The sequence below is a fragment of the [Acidovorax] ebreus TPSY genome (assembly GCF_000022305.1).
Taxonomy (GTDB): domain Bacteria; phylum Pseudomonadota; class Gammaproteobacteria; order Burkholderiales; family Burkholderiaceae_C; genus Diaphorobacter; species Diaphorobacter nitroreducens.
Window position 1 is genome coordinate 2473650 of record NC_011992.1, and the last position, 22544, is coordinate 2496193.

General features: G+C 69.5%; 17 protein-coding genes. 11 read left to right on the forward strand and 6 right to left on the reverse strand.

Annotation, left to right across the window (positions count from 1 at the left end):
- The first annotated feature begins 12 nt into the window (after window positions 1-12).
- The 7 genes from DTPSY_RS11665 to cobA all read left to right on the forward strand — a co-directional run bounded on the left by DTPSY_RS11665 (window position 13) and on the right by cobA (window position 13241).
- Entirely contained in the window at window positions 13-3180 is a 3168-nt protein-coding gene (locus tag DTPSY_RS11665) for an efflux RND transporter permease subunit (protein WP_015913731.1), read from the forward strand.
- On the forward strand, window positions 3177-4763 hold the full coding sequence (locus tag DTPSY_RS11670; RefSeq protein ID WP_015913732.1) for an efflux transporter outer membrane subunit: 1587 nt from the start codon (window positions 3177-3179) through the stop codon (window positions 4761-4763). Before DTPSY_RS11665 ends, DTPSY_RS11670 begins: the two co-directional genes overlap by 4 nt.
- 488 nt (window positions 4764-5251) lie before the next feature.
- Window positions 5252-7717, forward strand: a complete 2466-nt coding sequence (nirB, locus tag DTPSY_RS11675) for a nitrite reductase large subunit NirB (RefSeq protein WP_015913733.1) — start codon at window positions 5252-5254, stop codon at window positions 7715-7717.
- A 76-nt stretch (window positions 7718-7793) separates the two neighbouring features.
- Window positions 7794-8183 carry a nitrite reductase small subunit NirD gene (gene nirD, locus DTPSY_RS11680; protein ID WP_015913734.1) on the forward strand — a complete coding sequence of 130 codons (390 nt, stop codon included), beginning with the start codon at window positions 7794-7796 and terminating at the stop codon, window positions 8181-8183.
- Between the two features lie 370 nt (window positions 8184-8553).
- Window positions 8554-11412: a nitrate reductase gene (locus DTPSY_RS11685; protein ID WP_015913735.1), complete on the forward strand. Its 2859-nt coding sequence runs from the start codon at window positions 8554-8556 to the stop codon at window positions 11410-11412.
- A gap of 93 nt (window positions 11413-11505) precedes the next feature.
- Window positions 11506-12435: a DNA-binding protein YbiB gene (gene ybiB / locus DTPSY_RS11690; protein WP_015913736.1), complete on the forward strand. Its 930-nt coding sequence runs from the start codon at window positions 11506-11508 to the stop codon at window positions 12433-12435.
- Window positions 12432-13241, forward strand: coding sequence for a uroporphyrinogen-III C-methyltransferase (gene cobA / locus DTPSY_RS11695; RefSeq protein WP_015913737.1), 810 nt, complete (start codon window positions 12432-12434; stop codon window positions 13239-13241). The genes ybiB and cobA overlap by 4 nt, the downstream gene beginning before the upstream one ends.
- Before the next feature lie 4 nt (window positions 13242-13245).
- Here the strand turns inward: cobA and DTPSY_RS11700 are convergent, their stop codons facing one another.
- A complete protein-coding gene (locus DTPSY_RS11700; protein WP_011806000.1) occupies window positions 13246-13746 on the reverse strand; it encodes an acyl-CoA thioesterase in 501 nt (166 codons plus the stop codon).
- 193 nt (window positions 13747-13939) lie between these two features.
- On the opposite strand from DTPSY_RS11700, the gene DTPSY_RS11705 reads away from it, so the two are divergent.
- From DTPSY_RS11705 to DTPSY_RS11720, 4 genes are all read left to right on the forward strand, one after another.
- Entirely contained in the window at window positions 13940-15106 is a 1167-nt protein-coding gene (locus DTPSY_RS11705) for an ABC transporter substrate-binding protein (protein WP_015913738.1), read from the forward strand.
- Between the two features lie 70 nt (window positions 15107-15176).
- Window positions 15177-16418: a BaiN/RdsA family NAD(P)/FAD-dependent oxidoreductase gene (locus DTPSY_RS11710; protein WP_015913739.1), complete on the forward strand. Its 1242-nt coding sequence runs from the start codon at window positions 15177-15179 to the stop codon at window positions 16416-16418.
- Between the two features lie 102 nt (window positions 16419-16520).
- Window positions 16521-17726 carry an NnrS family protein gene (locus DTPSY_RS11715; protein WP_015913740.1) on the forward strand — a complete coding sequence of 402 codons (1206 nt, stop codon included), beginning with the start codon at window positions 16521-16523 and terminating at the stop codon, window positions 17724-17726.
- Window positions 17727-17794: 68 nt separating this feature from the next.
- Window positions 17795-18094 carry a DUF2249 domain-containing protein gene (locus DTPSY_RS11720; RefSeq protein ID WP_011806004.1) on the forward strand — a complete coding sequence of 100 codons (300 nt, stop codon included), beginning with the start codon at window positions 17795-17797 and terminating at the stop codon, window positions 18092-18094.
- A gap of 67 nt (window positions 18095-18161) precedes the next feature.
- On the opposite strand, the gene sufT is transcribed toward DTPSY_RS11720, so the two are convergent.
- Genes sufT through sufC form a run of 5 tightly spaced genes read right to left on the reverse strand, consistent with a single transcriptional unit; the run spans window position 18162 to window position 22472 of the window.
- Window positions 18162-18719 (reverse strand): putative Fe-S cluster assembly protein SufT, encoded by a 558-nt coding sequence (gene sufT / locus DTPSY_RS11725; RefSeq protein WP_015913741.1) that lies wholly within the window; start codon window positions 18717-18719, stop codon window positions 18162-18164.
- Window positions 18716-19195, reverse strand: a complete 480-nt coding sequence (sufU, locus tag DTPSY_RS11730) for a Fe-S cluster assembly sulfur transfer protein SufU (RefSeq protein ID WP_015913742.1) — start codon at window positions 19193-19195, stop codon at window positions 18716-18718. The genes sufT and sufU overlap by 4 nt, the downstream gene beginning before the upstream one ends.
- Window positions 19192-20457 (reverse strand): aminotransferase class V-fold PLP-dependent enzyme, encoded by a 1266-nt coding sequence (locus DTPSY_RS11735; RefSeq protein ID WP_015913743.1) that lies wholly within the window; start codon window positions 20455-20457, stop codon window positions 19192-19194. The genes sufU and DTPSY_RS11735 overlap by 4 nt, the downstream gene beginning before the upstream one ends.
- A complete protein-coding gene (locus tag DTPSY_RS11740; protein ID WP_015913744.1) occupies window positions 20450-21697 on the reverse strand; it encodes a SufD family Fe-S cluster assembly protein in 1248 nt (415 codons plus the stop codon). The genes DTPSY_RS11735 and DTPSY_RS11740 overlap by 8 nt, the downstream gene beginning before the upstream one ends.
- Before the next feature lie 4 nt (window positions 21698-21701).
- Window positions 21702-22472, reverse strand: a complete 771-nt coding sequence (gene sufC / locus DTPSY_RS11745; protein ID WP_015913745.1) for a Fe-S cluster assembly ATPase SufC — start codon at window positions 22470-22472, stop codon at window positions 21702-21704.
- Window positions 22473-22544 lie beyond the last annotated feature (72 nt).

Genomic DNA, 22544 nt, shown 5'->3' on the forward strand with positions numbered 1-22544 from the left:
GGTCAGGCGCACATGGCCCAGTTCTTCATCAACCGCCCCATCTTCGCGTGGGTGCTGTCCATCATCATCATGCTGGCGGGCGGCCTGGCGATCTTCACGCTGCCGCTGGAGCAGTACCCCGACATCGCGCCGCCGCGCGTGACCATCTCCGCGCAGTACACGGGCGCCTCGGCCGAGACCGTGGAAAACTCGGTCACGCAGATCATCGAGCAGCAGCTCAAGGGCATCGACAACATGATCTACATGGGCTCGACGTCGGATGCGTCGGGCCGATCGGCCACCACCCTCACGTTTGCGCCGGGCACCAACATCGACGTGGCCCAGGTGCAGGTGCAGAACAAGCTGCAGTCGGCCATGAACCGCCTGCCCGATGCCGTGAAGAGCCGGGGCGTGTTCGTCAACAAGGGCGGCCAGGACTACCTGGTCACCTACAGCTTCTTCTCGGGCGACCCGAATATGAGCGCGGTGGACATCGGGGACTACCTGAACTCCAACCTCGTGGACGTGATCGGCCGCCTGGATGGCGTGGGCGACATCCGCGTGTTCGGCACCTTCTACGCCATGCGCCTGTGGATGGACCCGGCCAAGATGGAGAAATTCCAGCTCATGCCGTCGGACCTGATCAGCGCGCTGAACGCGCAGAACGCACAGGTCTCGGCCGGCCAGCTCGGCGCGCTGCCCGCCGTGCCCGACCAGCAGCTCAACGCCACCATCACCGCGCGCACCAAGCTGCAGACGGTGCAGGAGTTCGAGGACATCGTGCTCAAGACCGCCACCGACGGTTCGGTGGTCACGGTGAAGGACGTCGCGCGCGTGGAACTGGGCCCCGACAACCTGTCGGTCAAGGCCAAGCTCAACGGCCGCCCGGGCGCGGGCATGGGCATCGTGCTGGCCGACGGCGCCAACGCCATGGCGGTGTCGGACGCCGTGGCCGCCAAGCTGGCGGAGCTCAAGCCCTACTTCCCCAACCAGATCGACTATTTCGTCAGCTCCGACTCCACGCCCTTCGTGCGCGCCTCGATCCGCGAAGTGGCCACCGCGCTGGGCGAGGCCATGGTGCTGGTGGTGATCGTGATGTTCATCTTCCTGCAGAACTTCCGCGCCACGCTGATCCCTGCGATCGCCGTGCCAGTGGTGCTGCTGGGCACCTTCGGCGTGCTGGCCGCGGCGGGTTACTCGATCAACACGCTGACCATGTTCGCGCTGGTGCTGGCCATCGGCCTGCTGGTGGACGACGCCATCGTGGTGGTGGAGAACGTCGAGCGCGTGATGCACGAGTCGGGTCTCTCGCCCAAAGAGGCCACGCGCCACTCGATGCGCGAGATCACGCCCGCGCTGGTGGGCATCGGCCTCACGCTGTCGGCGGTGTTCGTGCCGATGGCGTTCTTCGGCGGCTCCACGGGGGTGATCTACCGGCAGTTCTCCATCACCATCGTGGCGGCGATGGCGCTGTCGGTGCTGGTGGCGCTCACGCTCACGCCGGCGCTGTGCGCCAGCATCCTCAAGCCGTCCGCCCACCTGGGCAAGGACCCGCAGGTGCGCCGCGGCCTGCTGGGGCTGAACGACCGCTTCTTCGTCTGGTTCAACCGCCACTTCGAGACCAACACGCTGCGCTACCAGCGCGGCGTGGGCTGGATGCTGCACCGCGCCAAGCGCATGCTGCTGATCTTTGCCGCCATCTGCCTGGCCGTGTGGTGGATCATCGGCCGCGTGCCGACGGCCTTCCTGCCCGATGAAGACCAGGGCTACATCCTGGCCAACGTCAACCTGCCCGCTGGAGCCACCGACGCGCGACTGCAGGACGTGCTGGACCAGGTGAATCTGTACTTCAAGGACGTGCCCGAGGTCATCAGCTTCAACCAGGTCTCGGGCCTGAACGGCGACCAGAGCTCGGCGCGCGCATTCATCCGCCTCAAGCCCTGGGACCAGCGGCCGCTGGCCAGCCAGTCCGCGGCGGCCATCGCCCACCGCGCCACCCAGGAGCTGGCCAAGATCCGCGACGCGCGCATCTTCGTGTCGCAGCCGCCGGCCGTGCGCGGCCTGGGCTCCAACGCGGGCTTCAACTTCATGCTCAAGGACATCAACGGCCTGGGGCACGAGGCGCTGCTGGCCGCCAAGGACCGGTTCCTGGCCGAGGCGCGCAAGCACCCCGAGCTGACCAACCTGCGCACCACCAACCTAGACGACGCCACCGAGCTGCGCCTGGACATCGACGACCGCAAGGCCGCCGCGCTGGGCCTGAACTACGACGCCATCAACAGCGTGCTCTCCAGCGGCATGGGCGGCACCTACGTGAACGACTTTCTGAACAACGGCCGCGTCAAGCGCGTCTACATCCAGGGCGACGCGCCGCACCGCATGCTGCCGCAGGACATCGGCAAGTGGACCGTGCGCAACAAGAACGGCGAGATGGTGCCGTTCGGCGCCTTCTCCAAGGCCCACTGGGCTTATGGCTCGCCGCAGCTCATGCGCTACAACGGCGCGCCCGCCTATGAGATGGTGGGCAGCGCCGCGCCGGGCGTCAGCTCGGGCGTGGCCATGAAGATCGTGGAGGACATCCTCAAGGGCCTGCCGCCCGGCATTGCGTACGAATGGACGGGCGCCTCGCTGCAGGAGCGCCAATCCGGCGCGCAGGCGCCGCTGCTGTACGCCATCTCGATCCTGTTCGTGTTCCTGTGCCTGGCCGCGCTGTACGAGAGCTGGACCGTGCCCCTGTCGGTGATGCTGGCCGTGCCGCTGGGCGTGCTGGGCGCGCTGCTGGCGACCTGGACGCGGGGCCTGGCCAACGACGTGTACTTCCAGGTCGGCCTGATCACCACGGTGGGCCTGGCCTCCAAGAACGCCATCCTGATCGTCGAGTTTGCCGTGCAGTTGCAGGAACAGGGCCGCAAGCTGCTGGATGCCACGCTGGAAGCCGTGCGCATGCGCCTGCGCCCCATCCTCATGACATCGCTGGCCTTCGGCTTCGGCGTGGTGCCGCTGGCCCTGGGCACGGGCGCCGGCGCAGGCGGGCGCAACGCCATCGGCACGGCCGTGCTGGGCGGCACCGTGGCCTCCACGGTGCTGGGCATCTTCATGGTGCCGGTGTTTTTCCTGCTGATCCGCAGCTGGTTCAAGAGCCGCTCGCGCCAGGAAGACGCGGCCCAGCCTGCCCCCATCCATCCGGAGAGTGCCGCATGACGCGCCCCCATTCCTTCACGCCTCTGACCGCCGCCCTGGCCTGCGCCCTGCTGGCCGGCTGCAACCTGGCGCCGCGTTACCAGACGCCGCCGCTGCCCGTGCCGGGCACGATGGCATCGCCCCTGCCCCAGCCACAGACCGCCGGCGCCGTGGCGCTGCCGGACGGCGGCCCCATGGCCTGGCAGGACTTCGTGCAGGACGCCCGCCTGCGCACGGTGGTGGAACAGGCCCTGGCGAACAACCGCGACCTGCGCGTGGCGGTACTGGCCATCGACAAGGCCCGCGCGCAGTACGGCGTGGTGCAGGCCGACAGTTTTCCCACGGTGAACGCGGCCGGCGCGGGCAACCGCAGCCGCACCGCTGACGACCTGACCGCCGCGGGCCGCTCCAACACCACCAGCCAGTACAGCGCCACACTGGGCTTCAGCAGCTACGAGATCGACTTCTTCGGCCGCGTGCGCAACCTGAACGATGCCGCGCTGCAGGAGTTCCTGCGCGTGGCGGAGAACCGCCGCAGCGTGCAGCTCAGCCTGGTGGCCGAGGTGATCGGCGCCTGGCTCACGCTGGACGCCGACGCGCGCCGCCTGCAACTGGCACGCGAGACCCTGCGCACGCGCCAGCAGGCCCTGGAGCTCACGCAGCGCAGCCACGAACTGGGCGCCAGCTCGGGCCTGGTGCTGGCGCAGGCCCAGTCGGCGGCCGACACCGCACGCGTGGATGCGGCCGCCTTCGTCTCGCAGCTGGCGCGCAGCCGCAACGCCCTGGCCCTGCTGGTGGGATCGCCCGTGCCCCCAGCGTTGTTGCCCGCCAGCGTGGCCACCGTGGAAACGGCCATGCCGGTCACGGCCATGGCGGGCCCGGCCACGACTGCAACCCAGCCCTCTCCCGGCACCGGTACTGCGGACAGTCCTGCCCCCCGGTCCTCCGTCCCCGCGCTGGCCGATCCCGCGGCGCCCGCAACGGCGCTGCTGGCCGTGCCTGCAGACGTTCCGTCCAGCGTGCTGCTGCGCCGCCCCGACGTGCGCGCGGCCGAGCATGCACTGCAGGGCGCCACGGCCAATATCGGCGCGGCCCGCGCGGCGTTCTTTCCGTCGATCACGCTCACGGCCTCGGTGGGCACGGCCAGCAATGCGCTGTCGGGCCTGTTCGAGGGCGGCAACGGCACCTGGGCGTTCGCGCCGCAGATCCGCCTGCCGATCTTCGACGCCGGCCGCAATCAGGCCAACCTGCGCGTGGCCGAGGTGACGCGCGACACCGCCGTGGCCCAGTACGAGAAGGCCATCCAGACCGCCTTCCGCGAAGTGTCCGACGCGCTGGCCGAGCGCGCCACGCTCACCGAGCGCCTGCAGGCGCAGGGCTCGCTGGTGCAGGCCACACAGCGCACGCTGCAGCTGTCGGACGCACGCTTTCGCCTCGGTGCGGACAACTACCTCGCCGTGCTGGACGCGCAGCGCACGCTGTATGCCGCACAGCAGGCGCAGATCACGCTGCAATTGGCCGAGCAGGTCAACCGCGTGACGCTCTACAAGGTGCTAGGCGGCGCCTGGACGGACCCAACACCACCGCCGGCAGGCGGCTCCTGATTCCATCGCTGGTAGCGCTTGAGGGGCAAGCGCTGGACGCTGCTCTTGTTCAATTGCGGTGCACCGGGCGCGCACGCAGGGGCCACGCCACCGGCACAACATCCCCTACGAGGTCCGGGCGCCATCAGGACGCCAGCGCCCGCACCATCGCGCCGCCACTTGCACCACGGCGGTGCGCAGCCCGCCACGCCCGGCCAAGCGCGCGATCGCTCCTGAAACCATAGCTGTTCGCGCTTGCCCATCAAACGTTAGCGGACTATTCAGCCCAACCCATGAGCGCACACCTCTCACCCCGCCGCACCCTGGCACGCCCATTGCATTGAAGCCAGCGCGGCCACGGTAGGCCGCAGCGCGTGCCCTCTCCAACGGCGGAGGCAGGGCTCGCGGGACGAAGGCGTCCCCACCCGCAACCAGGCCCCTGCCCGGTGCGGCGTGCGGACGCCTTTTTTGTTGATGTGGCTGCGCGGGGCATTCCCGCCGGGGAGACGATGGTGAAGCAATCCAGGCTGGTGATGGTGGGCAATGGCATGGCAGGCGTGCGCGCGCTGGAAGAGCTGCTCAAGATCGCGCCCGACCTCTACGACATCACGGTGTTCGGCGCCGAGCCGCACCCCAACTACAACCGCATCCTGCTGTCGCCCGTGCTGGCGGGCGAGCAGACGCTGGAGGAGATCGTCCTCAACGACTGGTCCTGGTATGCGGACCACCACATCACACTGCACGCGGGGTGCACCGTGACCCATGTGGACCGCACGCGGCGCACCGTACACGGCGTGGCGCAGGACGGGCGCACCGTCGAGGCGCCCTACGACCGGCTGATCCTCGCCACGGGCTCCAACCCGTTCATGCTGCCCATTCCGGGCCGTGAGCTGCCCGGCGTGCTGGCCTACCGCGACATCGCGGACACGCAGGCCATGATCGACGCTGCCGCCAGCTACAAGCACGCCGTGGTGATCGGCGGCGGCCTGCTGGGCCTGGAGGCGGCCAACGGCCTCATGAAGCGCGGCATGCAGGTCACCGTGGTGCATGCGGGCGAGTGGCTCATGGAGCGCCAGCTTGACGACGTGGCGGGCAAGCTGCTGCAGCAGTCGCTGGCCGAGCGCGGCATGCAGTTCCTGATGCAGGCGCAGACGCAGGAACTGGTGGCCGGCGGCGACGGCCGCGTGGCCGCGGTGCGCTTCAAGGACGGCAGCGAGGTGCCCGCCCAGCTTGTGGTGATGGCCGTGGGCATCCGCCCCAACACGGCCCTGGCCGAGCAGATGCACCTGCACGTCAACCGCGGCATCGTCGTCAGCGACACGCTGCAGACCGTGACCGACCCGCGCATCTACGCCGTGGGCGAATGCGCGGCGCACCGCGGCATCGCCTACGGGCTGGTGGCGCCGCTGTTCGAGCAGGGCAAGGTGCTGGCCAACCACCTGGCGGAATGGGGCATCGGGCGCTACCAGGGCTCGCTCACCTCCACCAAGCTCAAGGTCACGGGCATCGACCTGTTTTCCGCCGGCGACTTCCAGGGCGGCGAGGGCACGGAGGAAATCGTGCTCAGCGACCCGCATGCCGAGGGCGGCGGCGTATACAAGAAGCTGGTGCTCAAGAACGACCGGCTCGTGGGCGCCTGCCTCTATGGCGACACGGTGGACGGCAGCTGGTACTTCAAGCTGCTGCGTGACGGCCGCAGCGTGGCCGACATCCGCGACCGGCTCATGTTCGGCGAATCGCACCTGGGCGACGCGGGCCATCAGGGCCAGAACAAGGCCGCCGCCATGGCCGACAGCGACGAGGTCTGCGGCTGCAACGGCGTGACCAAGGGCCAGATCTGCAAGGCGATCAAGGACAAGGGCCTGTTCACGCTGGACGAGGTGCGCAAGCACACCAAGGCCAGCGCCAGCTGCGGCTCGTGCACCGGGCTGGTGGAGCAGATCCTCATGGCCACCGCGGGCGGCGACTATTCCGCCACGCCCAAGACCAAGCCCGTGTGCGCCTGCACCGACCACGGCCACCAGGCCGTGCGCGAAGCCATCCGCACACACCGGCTGCTGACCGTGGACGGCGTGTTTCGCTTCCTGGAGTGGAAGACGCCCAACGGCTGCGCCACCTGCCGCCCGGCCGTGAACTACTACCTCATCAGCACTTGGCCCAAGGAGGCGCGGGACGACCCGCAAAGCCGCTTCATCAACGAGCGCAGCCACGCCAACATCCAGAAGGACGGCACCTACAGCGTGGTGCCGCGCATGTGGGGCGGCGAGACCAGTGCCGCCGAACTGCGCCGCATCGCCGACGTGGTGGACAAGTACCAGATCCCCACGGTGAAGGTCACGGGCGGCCAGCGCATCGACCTGCTGGGCGTGAAGAAGGAAGACCTGGTCAACGTCTGGCGCGACATCGGCATGCCCTGCGGCCACGCCTACGCCAAGGCGCTGCGCACGGTGAAGACCTGCGTGGGCAGCGAGTGGTGCCGCATGGGCACGCAGGACAGCACGCAGCTCGGCAAGGACCTGGAGCACGCCTTCGTGGGCATGTACGCGCCGCACAAGGTCAAGTTCGCCGTCAGCGGCTGCCCGCGCAACTGCGCCGAGAGCGGCATCAAGGACGTGGGGATCATCGGCGTGGACTCGGGCTGGGAGATGTACGTGGCCGGCAACGGCGGCATCAAGACCGAGGTGGCGCAGTTCTTCACCAAGCTCAAGACCGCCGAGGAGGTGCTGGAGTACACGGGCGCTTTCATGCAGCTGTACCGCCTGGAAGGCTGGTACCTGGAGCGCACGGTGCACTTCGTCGCCCGCGTGGGATTGGACTACGTCAAGCGCCGCGTACTCCAAGATGCCCCCGGCCGCCAGGCGCTGTGGCGCGAGCTGCAGGACGCGCTGGCGGGCGAGCCCGACCCGTGGTTCGAGTTCGAGCCGGCGGCGGTGGACCGGCGCCAGTTCATCCCGATCACGCCGATCCCCGCATGAACGTTGGCATGAGTTTCAACCAAAAGTGCCTGACACGCCCTGCCAGCAAGCGCTAACAGCTCCTAAAGGAATAGCTATGACCACCTGGACCCCGATCTGCCCCCTGGACGACATCCCCGTGCTCGGCGCGCGCCGCGTGGCCCGCCCGCACGGCATGGACGTGGCCGTCTTCCGCAACGACGCCGGCGGTGTGTTCGCCCTGCTCGACCGCTGCCCCCACAAGGGCGGCCCCTTGAGCCAGGGCATCGTCTTCGGCAACAGCGTGGCCTGCCCGCTGCACAACTGGACCATCGGCCTGTGCGACGGCCAGGCCGCCGCCCCCGACGAAGGCTGCACGCCGCGCTTTCAGGTCAAGGTGGAAGCGGGCACCGTCTACCTGGACGCCCAGGAGCTGGCCCACCACGCCCTGGACCTGCAACGCCCGGTGGCCGGCCCCGCGCTGCGCTGCAAGGCAAACCCACCATGACCCCGCGCAGGCGCAACGCGCCGCGCAAGGCCAGGCCGAGCGCAGCGATGGCCCGAATGGGCTGTCCGGTTTCCGGGTTCCCTTCAGGATGCGCCGAGGAGCGCAGCGGCCAGCGGATCAGGGCTCGCGATTGTTTGAGCGAAGCGAGTTTGAGCGAGACCCCGCTGGACGCAAGCACCGCAGGTTGCCCGTAGCGAAGCGAAGAGACGCAGCCTGTAGGGTCGCCTTTCTTTTGGGTACTTTGCTTTGGCGAAGCAAAGAAAAGTACCTCGCCCGCCGGGGCGAGTCCCGGCCAGCCACATCCAAAAAGAATAGCTACTCGCGCCCACACCACAAGCCCTAAAGCCCAAAAATACCAAGAGAACACGCCATGCAAGAAAACCGTTCCACCTGCCCCTACTGCGGCGTAGGCTGCGGCGTGATCATCCAGTCCGACGGCGACACCATCACCGGCGTGCGCGGCGACCCCCACCACCCCGCCAACTTCGGCCGCCTGTGCACCAAGGGCAGCACCCTGCACCTCACCGCCAGCCGGCCCGTCACACTGCAGACCCGGCTGCTGCAACCCCAGCTGCGCCCGCAGCGCGGCCAGGCAGCGCACCCCATCGACTGGGACGCGGCTCTCAACACCGCGGCGCAGCGCTTCGCCGCCACCATCGACCGCCACGGCCCCGACGCGGTGGGCTTCTATCTGAGCGGCCAGTTGCTCACCGAGGACTACTACGTCTTCAACAAGCTGGCCAAGGGCCTGATCGGCACCAACAACATCGACACCAATTCGCGCCTGTGCATGAGCAGCGCCGTGGCCGGCTACAAGGCCACGCTGGGCGCCGACGCGCCGCCCGCCTGCTACGACGACCTGGCCCACGCGCAGTGCCTGTTCATCGCCGGCAGCAACACGGCCTGGGCGCACCCCATCGTGTTTCGCCGCATCGAGGACGCGCGCGCCGCCAACCCGGCCATGAAGATCATCGTGGCCGATCCGCGCCGCACCGACACCGCGGCCATGGCCGATCTGTTCCTGCCCCTGCTGCCGGGCAGCGACGTGATGCTGTTCAACGCCATGCTGCACGTGATGCTGCGCGAGGGCTGGGTGGACCAGGGCTACATCGCGCGGCACACCAGCGGCTTCGCCGATCTGCAGGCCGTGGTGCAGGACTGCACGCCCGAGCGCGCCGCTGCCGTCTGCGGCCTGCCGCCGCAGGACATTGCCACCGCAGCGCGCTGGTTCGCCGGCGTGGAGGGCATAGCGGAGGGTGGGCCACGCCGGCCCACGCTGAGCCTGTACTGCCAGGGCCTCAACCAGAGCACCAGCGGCACGGCCAAGAACGCCGCGCTGATCCACCTGCACCTGGCCTGCGGGCAGATCGGCCAACCGGGCGCCGGCCCCTTCAGCCTGACGGGCCAGCCCAACGCCATGGGCGGACGCGAGGTGGGGGGCCTGGCCAACCTGCTGCCCGCGCACCGCGACATGGCCAACCCCGACCACCGCGCCGAAGTGGCCCGGCTGTGGGGCGTGGAGTCGGTGCCCGCGCGGTCCGGCAAGACGGCGGTGGAGATGTTCCAGGCCGCGGCCGACGGCGAGATCAAGGCGCTGTGGATCGCCTGCACCAACCCCGCGCAGAGCCTGCCCGACCAGACCACCGTGCGCCGCGCCCTGCAGCGCGCCGAGTTTGTGGTGGTGCAAGAGGCCTTCGCCACCACCGCCACCGCGCAGTACGCCGACCTGCTGCTGCCCGCCACCACCTGGGGCGAGAAGACCGGCACCGTCACCAACAGCGAGCGCCGCATCAGCCGCGTGCGCGCGGCAGTGGCCGCACCCGGCGGTGCGCGGCACGACTGGCAGATCGCGCTGGCGCTGGCGCAGCGGCTGGAGAGGCACCTGCGCCCCGGCCAGCCCACGCTGTTCCCCTACACCGGCGACACGGCGCAGGCCTGCGCCGAGGCCATCTGGAACGAACACCGCGAGACCACGCGCGGGCGCGACCTGGACATCACCGGCCTGACCTGGGCCGCGCTAGAGGCCGACGGGCCGCAGCAGTGGCCCTACCCGAGCGGCGCCCGCGCGGGCCGCGCGCGCCTGTATGCGGACGGCGTCTTTCCCACTCCCGACGGGCGTGCGCGCTTCGTCCCCGCGGCCTGGCAGCCCCTGTCCGAGCCGCCCAGCGCGCGCTACCCGTTCAGCCTGACCACGGGACGCCTGCGCGACCAGTGGCACGGCATGAGCCGCACCGGCACGCTGGGGCAGCTGTTCGGCCACGCGTCCGAGCCCGCACTGCAGATGCACCCGCAGGACCTGCCGCGCCTGCAGCTGGCCGCTGGCGACCTGGCGCATGTGACCAGCGCGCGCGGCTCCATCATCGCGCCCGTGCAGGCCGACGACACACTGGCACCCGGGCAGGTTTTCATGGCCATGCACTGGGGCGGCGAATACCTGGGCGGACGCTCCAGCATGGGCCGGCCGCTGGCGGGCGTGAACGCGCTCACCACGCCGGCCTTCTGCCCTGGCTCCAAACAGCCGGAGCTCAAGCACGCGGCGGTGAAGGTGCTCAAGGCCGAGCTGCCCTGGACGCTGCTGGCCATGGCCTGGCTGCCCGAAGATGAAGCCCTGGCCGCGCGCGAGGCCCTGGCCGCGCTGATGCCCGAACTACCCTTCGCCCACTGCGTGCCCTTCAGCGGCGCCGCGCCGGCGGCAGGTCCCGCGCGCACGGGCGTTCTGCTGCGCGGCGCCGCGCACGAGGCGCCGCCACCAGCCCTGCTCGCGCGCATCGAGCACCTGCTGCACCTGGACGGGCCTGGCACGCTGCGCTACGCCGACCGCCGCCGCGCCCAGCACCGGGCCGCGCGTCTGCAGCGCCAAGCCGACGGCCGCACCACTTTGGACGCACTGCTGCTGGCCGGCAATGGCAGCGCTGGCGGCTGGCTGCGCACCCTGCTGCAGGAAGAACTGCCCGTGCAGACCTATGGCCGGTTGCTGCTGCTGCCCACCCAACAGCCGCCCGTGGCCGTGCCCGCACGCGGCAAGCGGGTGTGCGTCTGCCTGAACGTGACCGATACCGACATCACCGAGCGCCTGGGCCAGTGCCAGGGCAGCCCGGCCGAGCGCCTGGCGCAGTTGCAGGGCGCGCTGCGCTGCGGCACGCAATGCGGCTCCTGCGTACCCGAGCTCAAGCGCATGGTGCAGGCGGCGGTCGCGGGCATAGGCACCACTGCGGTGCAGGCAGCGTGACGCGGCACGCAATCCGCTGCACGCATATAACAGGCGGTTATCAGACATGCCGCAGAATGGACACCACTCGTCCCACCCGCCAGCCAATACCCCATGGGCATCAGCCACTACATCAAGGAAATCGGCCGCGGCGCACGCGGCGCCAAGGCACTGGACCGCGCGCAAGCCGCCGACCTGTTCGGGCAAGTGCTCGACGGCCAGGTGACCGATCTGGAGATCGGCGCCTTCTGCGTGGCCATGCGCATCAAGGGCGAAACCGCCGAGGAAATGTGCGGCCTGCTGGACGCGGTGCATGCGCGCATGGCCGCCATACCGGCCTGTGCGGGCGGGCAGCCGCTCATCGTGCTGCCCAGCTACAACGGCGCGCGCAAGCTGCCCGTGCTCACGCCGCTGCTGGCGCTACTGCTGGCGCGCGAAGGCCTGCCCGTGCTGCTGCACGGCATGCGCACCGAGGCGCGCCGCGTTCTGGCATCAGATGTGCTTGAAGCGCTGGATATACCTGCGCTAACAGCTCCTCAATCCATAGCACCCGGCAGCGTGGCGCACATCGGCACCGCGGTGCTGCTGCCCGGGCTGGCGCGCCTGCTGGCGGTGCGCGAGGTGATCGGCCTGCGCACACCGGGGCACAGCGTGGCCAAGCTGATGAACCCCTGCGCCGGCCCGGCGCTGGTGGTGAGCAGCTTCACCCACCCCGAATATTTCGACATCCTGAGCGGCACCTTTGCCACGCTGGGCGCGCACGCGTTGCTGTCGCGCGGGCTGGAGGGCGAGGTGGCGGCCGACCCGCGCCGCACGCCGCGCTACGACGCCTTCATTGGCGGCACGCACCAACTGCTGCAAGACCAGCAGCCCGGCACGGCCGCCGAAGTGCCCGGCCTGCCGGCCGAGATCGACGTGGCCACCACCGCCGCCTATACCCGGCGCGTGCTGGCGGGCGACGCGCCCGTGCCCCCTGCCCTGCGCCAGCAGGTGGAACATATCTTGCACTTGAGCCGTCAAATCACTGCACAGGCCTCGTCATGACCACACCTTCTCTTCCAGCCCATGCAGGCAGCTGCACCCTGGTGGGCGCCGGCCCCGGCGACCCCGAGCTGCTCACCCTCAAGGCAGTGAAGGCCATCCAGGCCGCCACCGTGCTGCTGGTGGACGACCTGGTGAGCGACGCCATCGTCGCGCTGGCCCGCCCCGGCGCCCGCGTCGTGCATGTGGGCAAGCGCGGCGGCTGCAAGAGCACGCCCCAGGCGTTCATCGAAAAGCTCATGCTCACCGCCGTGCAGGAGGGCGAGACCGTGGTGCGCCTGAAGGGCGGCGACCCGTTCATCTTTGGGCGGGGCGGCGAAGAAGTGGAGCACCTGCGCGCGGCGGGCGTGCCGGTGCAGGTGGTCAATGGCATCACCGCCGGCCTGGCGGGCATGACGCAGCTGGGCGCGCCGCTCACCCACCGCGAACATGCGCACGGCGTGGTCTTCATCACGGGCCACAACAAGCCTGGGAACCAAGGCACCGACTGGCGCCAGCTGGCCGCCACCGCGCGCGATGCACGCCTGACCCTGGTGATCTACATGGGCGTGACCGGCTGCGCCCACATCCAGGAGGAACTGCTCACCGGCCTGCCTGCACACACGCCGGCGGTGGTGATCCAGCATGTGAGCCTGCCGCAGCAGCGCCACGCGGTGACCACGCTGGGCCAGTTGCAGTCCACCATCACCCGCGAGGGGCTTGCCAGCCCCTCGGTGATCGTGATCGGCGACGTGGTGCGCGGCATCCAGGCCATGGCGCAAGGCGAAGATGCAGCCCCGGTAGCAGGCGCGCGCAGCCGGGCGGTGTGACGGCTCAGCCGGCGGCGCTGGCCTGCGCCGCCTGGCGGATCTGGGCGAAGCGTTCGGCCTGTTCCTTGCGCAGGGCCTTGCGCAGCAGCGCGGCCTCCCAGCGGCGGCGCTCGTCGTAGCTGGTGGGGGCCAGCGGCGGCACGGGGGTGGGTTTGCCCGCATCGTCCACCGCCACCATCGAGAAGAAACAGCTGTTCACATGCCGCACGACCTGGGTGCGGATGTTCTCGGCCACCACCTTGATGCCGATCTCCATGGACGACGTGCCCGTGTGGTTGACGCTGGCCAGGAAGGTCACCAGTTCGCCCACGTGGATGGGCTGCAGGAACATCACCTGGTCCACGCTCAGCGTGACCACGTAGCTGCCCGAATAGCGGCTGGCGCAGGCATAGGCCACCTGGTCCAGCAGCTTGAGGATGGCGCCGCCGTGGACGTTGCCGGAGAAGTTGGCCATGTCGGGTGACATGAGCACGGTCATGCTGAGTTGGTGCGCGGGAAGGTGCATGGCGGTATTAGAGCGTGTTTACGCCGACTGTGCGGGGCCGGAGCACGTGCCTTCACCCGCCACGCCCGTGTCACACCCGCGTCACGGTTTCTTGGTTTCCCCCAGTGGGCGCGTACGCCGGCGTTCCTAGCATGGCCCCTGCGCTGCCCATGACGGTGCAGCGCCAGCCCAATACAAAAAGCAGGGAGCTCTCATGACCACGCCGTTCATCGTCCACCCTTGTGCGCCGCGCAGGCGGCTGCTGCAGTCGCTGTGCGCGAGTGCCTGTGCGCTCGCGTGGCCGGCGCTGGCCCAGCAGCGCTCGGCAGACGCCAAGGCAGCCATCCTCATCGGGCGCTCCTCGGCCCTGTCGGGCCCCATGGCGCCGTTCCTCACGCCCGTGCACGAGGGGCAGGAGGCCGCCCTGGCGGACTTCAACGAGGCCGGCGGCGTCGCAGGGCGCAAGGTGCAGCTCGTGTCCCTGGACGACAAGTTCGACGCCGCGCTCGCCCTGGACAACGCCCGCAGACTCGTGCAGGACAGCGGCGTGGTCGCGCTGTTCGGCCAGGCCGGCACCTCGCAGGTGCTGGCGCTGCTGCCCTACCTGGCGCAGGCGCGCACCCCGCTGGTGGCCGTCTACACCGGCAGCCCCGCAGTGCACGGCGCGCGCAGCCCCTACCTGTTCACCACCAGCGCCAGCTACGCGGACGAGCTGGTGAAGATCGTGCGCAACCTCGTGGCCATTCAGACCACGCGCATCGGCGTCGCCTACGAGAACAACGACTTCGGCAAGCTCGCGCTGCCCCTGGTCGAGAAGGCCATCACGGCCGAGGGCGGCACCTTCGTGGGCGCCCATGCCACGCACAGCAGCGGCCAGGACGCCGAGGCCGCCGCCAAGGCCCTGGCGGCCCTGCGGCCGCAAGCCGTGGTAATGATTGCCGCGGGCCCGCCCGTGGTGGCCTACGTGCGCGCCAACAAGGCGCACCTGGGCGTGCCGGTGTACACGCTGTCGCTGGGCGCGGGTGCGCAGGTCATCCGCGCACTGGGCAGTGACGCGCGCGGGCTGGCCGTGGCGCGCACCACGCCGCCGCCCACGCGGCTGACCACCGCCGTGGCACGCGAGTTCCAGGCGTCCATGAAGCGCCACGGCCACCCCGTGGACTACGACCGCTTCAGGGGCTACCTGGACGCGCGCATCCTCATTGAAGGCCTGCGCGCCTCGGGCCCTTCGGTGACGGGCGCGTCGCTGGCCGCGACCCTGGAAGGGCTGCACAAGGTGGACCTGGGCGGCTACACCTACCAGTACAGTGCGCAGAACCGCAATGGCTCCAGCTATGTGGACATTGCCGTGATCGGGCCCGACGGCAACTACATGCACTGAACTGCCTGCACTGCACGGCCTCGGAGCCCGTACGCGACAATCGGCGGCTTTGCCCGCCAGGTTGCTGCCCGTGTCCACACCCTTCTTTGATGCCGTCATCATCGGCGCCGGCGCCGCCGGTCTGTTCTGCGCCGCCCAGGCGGGCCAGCGCGGGCTCAAGGTGCTGCTCGTCGACCATGCCGACAAAGTGGCCGAGAAGGTCCGCATCTCGGGCGGTGGGCGCTGCAACTTCACCAACCGCGACCTGGACGTGCGCGCGCCGCACAAGCACTTCGTGGGGCAGAACGCGCAGTTCTGCCGCTCCGCGCTGTCGCGCTACACGCCGGCGGACTTCATCGCGCTGGTGGAGCGCCACGGCATCGCCTACCACGAGAAGCACAAGGGCCAGCTGTTTGCCGACCGCTCGGCCGAGGACATCATCGCCATGCTGCTGGCCGAATGCGCCCAGGGGCGCGTGGAGCGCTGGCAGCCCTGCGGCGTCAAGAATGTAGTCTTTTTGGCCGATGAGGCAGGCGGCTCAAGCGCTGGCAGCTATCAAATTGATACCGATCGCGGCCCGGTGCAAGCACGCAGCCTGGTGGTGGCGACGGGCGGGCTGTCCATCCCCAAGATCGGTGCCACGGACTTCGGCTACCGGCTGGCGCAGCAGTTCGGACTGCCGCTGGTGGCGCAGCGCCCCGGCCTGTTGCCGCTGACCTTCGACGGCCAGGCCTGGGCGCCCTACGCGCAGCTTGCCGGGCTGGCGCTGCCGGTGGAGATCAGCACCGGCGCCAAGAAGGAACGCATGGCCTTCGTGGAAGACCTGCTGTTCACGCACCGTGGGCTGTCGGGCCCGGCCGTGCTGCAGATCTCCAGCTATTGGCAGCCGGGCACGCCGCTGGCCATCAACCTCGCCCCGGGCGTGGACCTGCCGGCCGCACTGGCCCAGGCCAAAGTGCGCTCGCGCAAGCTGATCGCCAACGAACTGGCCGCGCTCGTGCCCAGCCGTCTGGCCGACGCCTGGGCCAGCCAGAGCGCGGACTGGCAGCGCCCCATCAACGAAGCCGCGGACAAGGCCCTGGCGCGGTTGGCCGAGCGGCTGGCGCGCTGGGAGCTCACCCCCACGGGCACCGAAGGCTACAAGAAGGCCGAGGTGACGCTGGGCGGCGTGGACACGCGCGCCCTGTCGCAGCAGACCATGGAATGCAAGGCCCAGCCGGGCCTGTACTTTATCGGCGAGGTGGTAGACATCACCGGCTGGCTGGGCGGCTACAACTTCCAATGGGCCTGGGCTAGCGCCCACGCCTGCGCCCAGGCCCTGCCGCTCCACTGAACGCCCTCCGTCTCAACGGGCCGTCTGCGCTCGAACTTCTGGCCGATTTTTAATATTCATGTAAAATGAATCTTAAGAAAACCGCCCTGCCAAAGGCCTGCCATGTCCCTGCCCCCGCTCGTCTCCGCCTCCCGCCCGGCCCAGTCCGCCGCTTCGCTGCACGGCTGGCCATTGCTGCGACTGGGGTTTCGGCCCTTCTACCTGGGCACGGCCCTGCTGGCCTGTCTGGCGGTGCCACTGTGGATAGCGATCTTTCTGGGCCGCATCCAGGTGCCGTTGCCGATGTCACCTTTGCTGTGGCATGCGCACGAGATGCTGTTCGGCTTCGCCGCAGGCGTGGTGGTGGGCTTTCTGCTCACCGCCGTCAAGGCCTGGACCGGCCTGGAGACGGCCCGTGGTCCGCTGCTGGGCGCGCTGGCCCTGCTGTGGCTGGCCGCGCGGCTGGCTTCGCTGGTGGCGCCCTACGCCGTCTATGCCACGCTGGACATGCTGCTGCTGCCCGCCGTGGCCGCCGTGCTGCTGCGCGTGCTGATCAAGGCCGGCAACAAACGCAACATTCCGCTGATCTGCCTGCTGCTGCTGATGGCTGCGGCCAACCTGGTGTTCCATCTTTCGGTGCTGGGCATCGTGGCGGTGCCGGCCGTGAGCGCGCTGTATGCCGAGCTGGCGCTGATCCTCATGGTGGTGAGCGTGATCACCGGCCGCGTGGTGCCCATGTTCACGCGCAACGTGACGCCCGGCCTGGTCATCAACATGCCGCGCAAGTTCGAGCTGTCGCTGCTGGCCGTCACGGCCGTGGCGCTGGCGCTGTGGGTGTTCGCAGCGCCCGCGCCGGTGGTGCTGGTGGCCAGCCTCGCGGCGGGTGTGATGCATGCGGTGCGGCTGTGGAAGTGGCATCCGCAGGTCACGTTCAAGCGCCCCATCCTCTGGATCCTGCACGCTTCGTACGCATGGCTGCCCCTGGGCTTCGTGCTGCTGGCGCTGGCGCAACTGGGCTGGGTCGTGCCGTCGCTGGCCGTGCATGCCTTTGCCGTGGGCGTGATCGGCGGGCTGATCATCGGCATGGTCACACGCACCGCGCGCGGCCATACGGGCAGGCCGCTGCAGCCCTCGCGCGGCGAGGTGGTGGCCTATGCCCTGGTGATGCTGGCCGCCGTGCTGCGCGTGCTGGTGCCCGCCGTGCAACCCGCGTGGTACGCCTATGCGCTGGAAGGCGCCGCCTGCCTGTGGGCCATCGCCTTCGCGATCTACCTCGTGATCTACACACCCTGGCTGATGCGCACCCGTCTGGACGGCAAGGACGGCTGATGCCGGCCCATGCCTCACAACTGCAAGCTCCCTCCCCCTTTTTTTACACACACCCGAAAGGTTGAACCATGAGCAACACCGTTTCCGTGATCGACGTACGCACCATCGCTCCTTATGAGCGCCATGCGCAAATCTTTGGCCGCCTGGACGCGCTGGGCGCGGGCGAGTCGCTGCAGATCGTGAACGACCACGACCCCGTGCCGCTGCGCATGCAACTGGAAGGCCGTGCACCCGGCCAGTTCCAGTGGGCGTACCTGGAGGCAGGCCCCCGCCAGTGGCAGATCGAAATCACCAAGCTGGCATCCAAGACCCAGGCCGCCGCAGAGGCAGAAGACTCCTGCTGCTCGGGCGGTGCCTGCTGCGGCTGATCGGCGAAGCCACTCAACCAAAGCAAAAGGGGCAGGTATCACCTGCCCCTTTTTGATCGTCCCTGCTTCACAGCCCCAGCGCCAGCTGCGCCTCCTCGCTCATCATGGAGCGGTCCCAGGGCGGGTCAAACACCAGATTCACCGTGATCTCGCCCACGCGCGGCAGGGCCAGTAGCTTGTCGCACACCTCGTCGGCAATCGCTTCGCCCATGCCGCAGCCGGGGGCGGTGAGCGTCATGTCCACCAGCGCGCGCACCTTGTGGGCATCGTCGGGCAGCGGCTCGAAAGCCAGCCGGTACACCAGGCCCAGGTCCACGATGTTCACCGGGATCTCCGGGTCGTAGCAGGTGCGCAGCGTCTCCCACACCAGCGGCTCCAGTTCCTCGATGGGCAGGTCCGCGGGCGCAGTGATGGTCTCGGGTGGCGTCTTGCCGATGGCGTCGGCATCCACACCCTTCAGCCGCATGAGCTGGCCTTCGACCAGCAGCGTGAAGGACGAACCCAGCGCCTGCGTGATCTGCGCCAGTTGCCCGGCCTCCAGTTCGATCGGCTCGCCGCTGGGAATCGCCTCCACGGTCACGTTGCGGCGCACCAGCACATCCTCGCGATGGCGGCGGTAGGTCATGCGGGCTCCTCCTCAGTACTTACGCTCTGGCCGTTGCCGTTGTCGGCAATCGCATGCATCAGCGCATGCCAGCCCAATAGGGCGCACTTGATGCGGCTGGGGTACTGGCGCACGCCGGCCAGGCTGACCAGCTTGCCCAGCGGGGCGTCCTCAGGCGCTTCCTCTCCCGTCAACACAGCACGAAAGTGCTGCTGCAGCGCCTGCGCGGCGGCAACCTCCTTGCCCTTCACGGCCTCGGTCATCATCGAGGTAGAGGCCATGCAGATCGCGCAGCCCTGGCCGGTGAAGCGGATGTCCTGCACGCGCCCTTGCTGCAGCTGCAGCTCCACGGCAATGCGGTCGCCACACGATGGGTTGGTGCCCTGCGCCTGGTGCGTGGGCTGCGGCAGATGGCCGAAGTTGCGCGGTGCGCGCTTGTGCTCCAGCACCACCTCCTGGTACAGCTCGTTCTCGGCGTTGCGGGTGAATCCAGTCATCGCATGACCTCCAGCGCCTGTGCCACGCCGGCGATCAAACACTCGACCTCCTCATGGCTGTTGTACAGCGCGAACGATGCGCGCGTGGTCGGTCCGAGCCCCAGGTGCTCCTGCAGCGGCTGTGCGCAGTGGTGGCCCGTGCGCACGGCGATGCCGCGCTCGTCCAGCAGCGTGCCGATGTCGTGCGGGTGCACGTCGCGAGCCACGAACGACACCAGCGACGCCTGCGTGGCATGCGGGGCGAGCACCGTCACACCCTCCAGTGCCGACAAGCCCGCCAGCGCCTGCGCGCGCAGGGCCTGCACGTGCAGGTCAATGGCCTCGCGGCCGATACCATCGATGAAGCGCGCCGCCGCCGCCAGACCCACGGCCCCGGCCACGTTGGGCGTGCCGCCTTCCAGCCGCGCGGGCAGCGCCGCATAGCCCGCAGCGGTGTAGCTCACCCACTCCACCATGTCGCCACCCAGGCGCAGCGGGTACAACCGCTCCAGCGCGTCGCGCCGGCCGGCCAGTGCGCCGGTGCCCATGGGCCCGTACATCTTGTGGCCGGAGAAGGCCATGAAGTCGGCCTCCAGCTCCGCCAGAGCGGGCATGGCATGGCCCACCGCCTGCGCGGCATCCAGCACCGTGAGGGCGCCAGCCGCGCGTGCCATGGCCAGCAGCGCCTCGTATGGCGGGCGCTCGCCGGTGGCATTGGCGCAGGCCGTGAGTGCCAGCACGCGGGTGTTGGGTGTGAGCAATGGCGTCAGATCGGCCTCATGCACGCGCCCCTGCGCGTCGGGTTGGAGAACGACCAGTTCCGCCCCGCTCATGCGCGCGGCCTGCTGCCAGGGCACCAGGTTGGCATGGTGCTCCAGCCCGCTCACGATGATGCGGTCGTCGGGGCGCAGCCAGGCCTTGCCCGGCCCCGCTGCCCATAACCCTTGGGCGACGAGGTTCAGCGCCTCGGTCGTGCCGCTGGTGAAGACCAGTTCATGCTGCGTGCCCGCGCCGATGAAGCGCTTGAGCGTGGCGCGCGCCTCTTCAAAGGCGTCGGTGGCACGCTGGCTCAGCGTGTGCACGCCGCGGTGAATGTTGGCGCGGTCATGGCGTTCGAAGCGCTGCATGGCTTCCTGCACCGCCAGCGGCATCTGCGTGGCGGCGGCGTTGTCCAGATAGGCCAGCGGCTGGCCGTGGATGCGTTGCGCCAGCACCGGAAACTGCGCGCGCAGTGCCTGCACCGGCAGGCCGCCGGTGTGCAACAAAGGATGTGGTTTACCCATGGTGTGCCTCCTCGGCTGTGGGCTGCAGCCGGGCGATCGCACCGGCCAGCCAGCCGCTCTGTAGCCACTGCTCCAGCATGCCGTCCCCCTCGGCCGCCAGGCATCGATCAAGCAATGCTTGGGCCATGCCTTCGATGATGAGCGCGCGCGCAGCCGCGTCATCCAACCCGCGCTGGCGGGCGTAGAACAGCGCATCCTCGGGCAACGCGCCCCAGGTAGCGCCGTGCGCGGCCTGCACGTTGTCGTGCAGGATCTCCAGGTGCGGGCGCAGGATCAAACGTGGCTGGCCCGCCAGCGGTACGCCGGCCAGGCGCTGGCGCACATCGGCCCCGTCGCTGCCGGGCGCGATGCGCGTATAGGCATTCGCCACCGCGTGGGCGCGGCCCTGGGCCAGGGCCAGGGTCTCGACCTGGCTCACGGCCTGTGCAGCTTGCAACTCGGTGTGCGTCTGCTGGTCCAGCTTGCCGTCCGCCACCAGCAGCAACGCGGCCTGCCGCGCACTGGCGCCCGCCCCCTGCAGCGTGATGTGGCTGCGTTGCAGGTGGTAGCTGGCGCCCGTGGCGACCAGCGCCTGGGCATAAGCGGCACCTGACGCCACATGGACCTGCAGGTGGTGCGCCATGCGGTCGTCGGCCAACGGCGCAGCGACGCGCAGGTGTTGTAGCCGTGCCCCCTGCGCCAGACGGATGTGGGCGTGCAGGTTTTGCGCCACGGCCGACAGACCGTCTGCGGCAGGCCGCTCATGGGTTTCGATCAGAACGCACTGCACGCCGGCTTCCACGTCCAGCACCAGCAAGGGCGCCTCGGCCGCGGCGCCGGGCTGGTGGTGCAGCTCCAGGCGCACGGGCTCGCGCTCACGGCCCGGCGTGGCGGCCACGCGCAGGCGCAGGCCCCGGCGGCACAGGGCGCGGTGCGCCCAGGTGAAGGGGGCAGCAGCCCCATCCCCACTGCCGGACTCTGGCGACGGCAGCCCTGCCATCAACTCGGCGCGCTGCGCCGGGTCCAGGGCATCCAGCCAACGCGCCTGGACGCTGGTGGCCGCCTGTGCGTGGGGCAGGCGCAGCGTCCAGCCCGCACCCGCGGGCAACGAGGCCTCATCGACGACCCCGGCCTGCGTTCCCAGCCAGTCCTGCAGCGCGGGCGGGGGCAGGTGGTGAAAGGCTTCGCTGCGCCGGGCAATCCAGCCCTGCGTCTGCAGGCGCTCGCGCGCGGCGCGGATCTCGGCTTGTGCGTTGTTCATGGTGTCATGCCTCCGCCGTGGCAGGTTGGCGCGCAAAGCCCGTGCGGGCGATGCGCCGCGCCAGCTCCACGTCGCCCGTCTCGGCGATACGGCCCTGGTCCAGGCGCAGCACGGTGTCAGGCTGCAGCTGCTCGATCAGGTGCAGGTAGTGCGATACGACGATGAAGGCCGTGCCCTGTTCGCGCAGTTTCTGCACCAACGTGACCACGGCGCGCACGCCGTCCACGTCCATGCCCGAGTCGATTTCGTCCAGCAGCGCCAGGCGCGGTTGCAGCAGCGCCAGTTGCAGCAGTTCGTTGCGCTTGCGCTCGCCGCCGGAAAAACCTTCGTTCACCGGGCGGCCCAGCATGGCCTGTGGCAACCCCAGTTCCTGGGCGGCCTGCTTGGCGCTGGCCAGGAAGTCGAACGCGTCCAGCGGCTGCTGGCCGCGCGCCTCATGCACGGCATTCAGCGCTGTGCGGATGAACAGATTGTTCTTCACGCCGGGCACATCGGGCGGCGACTGGAAGGACACGAACAGCCCCGCGCGGGCGCGCTCATGCGCCGGCAGCTGCAGCAGGTCCTGCCCGTCCAGCAGCGCCTGGCCGTCCTGCACCTGGTAACTCGGGTGGCCGGCCAGCGCCATGCCCAGCGTGCTCTTGCCGCTGCCGTTGGCGCCCATCAGCACAACGAGCGCGCCGGCGGGCACGTCCAGCGAGACCGATTGCAGCACGGTGCGCTCGCCAACGCGCACACGCAGGTCGCGCACTTGCAGCAGGGGGGTGGTGGAGGTCATGTGGATTCCCTATTAATTTGATAGCTATTCGCGCTGGATGGATAAGGGCTAGAGGCCTTTTTCATTCAAACT

Excerpts from the sequence above, each read along its gene's own strand:
- nirB (WP_015913733.1), top strand. The coding sequence starts at position 5,252 with ATGGTGAAGCAATCCAGGCTGGTGATGGTGGGCAATGGCATGGCAGGC.
- ybiB (WP_015913736.1), top strand. The coding sequence starts at position 11,506 with ATGGGCATCAGCCACTACATCAAGGAAATCGGCCGCGGCGCACGCGGC.
- DTPSY_RS11720 (WP_011806004.1), top strand. The coding sequence starts at position 17,795 with ATGAGCAACACCGTTTCCGTGATCGACGTACGCACCATCGCTCCTTAT.
- DTPSY_RS11685 (WP_015913735.1), top strand. The coding sequence starts at position 8,554 with ATGCAAGAAAACCGTTCCACCTGCCCCTACTGCGGCGTAGGCTGCGGC.
- cobA (WP_015913737.1), top strand. The coding sequence starts at position 12,432 with ATGACCACACCTTCTCTTCCAGCCCATGCAGGCAGCTGCACCCTGGTG.
- DTPSY_RS11705 (WP_015913738.1), top strand. The coding sequence starts at position 13,940 with ATGACCACGCCGTTCATCGTCCACCCTTGTGCGCCGCGCAGGCGGCTG.
- sufT (WP_015913741.1), bottom strand. The coding sequence starts at position 18,719 with ATGACCTACCGCCGCCATCGCGAGGATGTGCTGGTGCGCCGCAACGTG.
- sufU (WP_015913742.1), bottom strand. The coding sequence starts at position 19,195 with ATGACTGGATTCACCCGCAACGCCGAGAACGAGCTGTACCAGGAGGTG.
- DTPSY_RS11700 (WP_011806000.1), bottom strand. The coding sequence starts at position 13,746 with ATGCACCTTCCCGCGCACCAACTCAGCATGACCGTGCTCATGTCACCC.
- DTPSY_RS11715 (WP_015913740.1), top strand. The coding sequence starts at position 16,521 with ATGTCCCTGCCCCCGCTCGTCTCCGCCTCCCGCCCGGCCCAGTCCGCC.
- DTPSY_RS11670 (WP_015913732.1), top strand. The coding sequence starts at position 3,177 with ATGACGCGCCCCCATTCCTTCACGCCTCTGACCGCCGCCCTGGCCTGC.
- DTPSY_RS11665 (WP_015913731.1), top strand. The coding sequence starts at position 13 with ATGGCCCAGTTCTTCATCAACCGCCCCATCTTCGCGTGGGTGCTGTCC.
- DTPSY_RS11735 (WP_015913743.1), bottom strand. The coding sequence starts at position 20,457 with ATGGGTAAACCACATCCTTTGTTGCACACCGGCGGCCTGCCGGTGCAG.
- nirD (WP_015913734.1), top strand. The coding sequence starts at position 7,794 with ATGACCACCTGGACCCCGATCTGCCCCCTGGACGACATCCCCGTGCTC.
- DTPSY_RS11740 (WP_015913744.1), bottom strand. The coding sequence starts at position 21,697 with ATGAACAACGCACAAGCCGAGATCCGCGCCGCGCGCGAGCGCCTGCAG.
- sufC (WP_015913745.1), bottom strand. The coding sequence starts at position 22,472 with ATGACCTCCACCACCCCCCTGCTGCAAGTGCGCGACCTGCGTGTGCGC.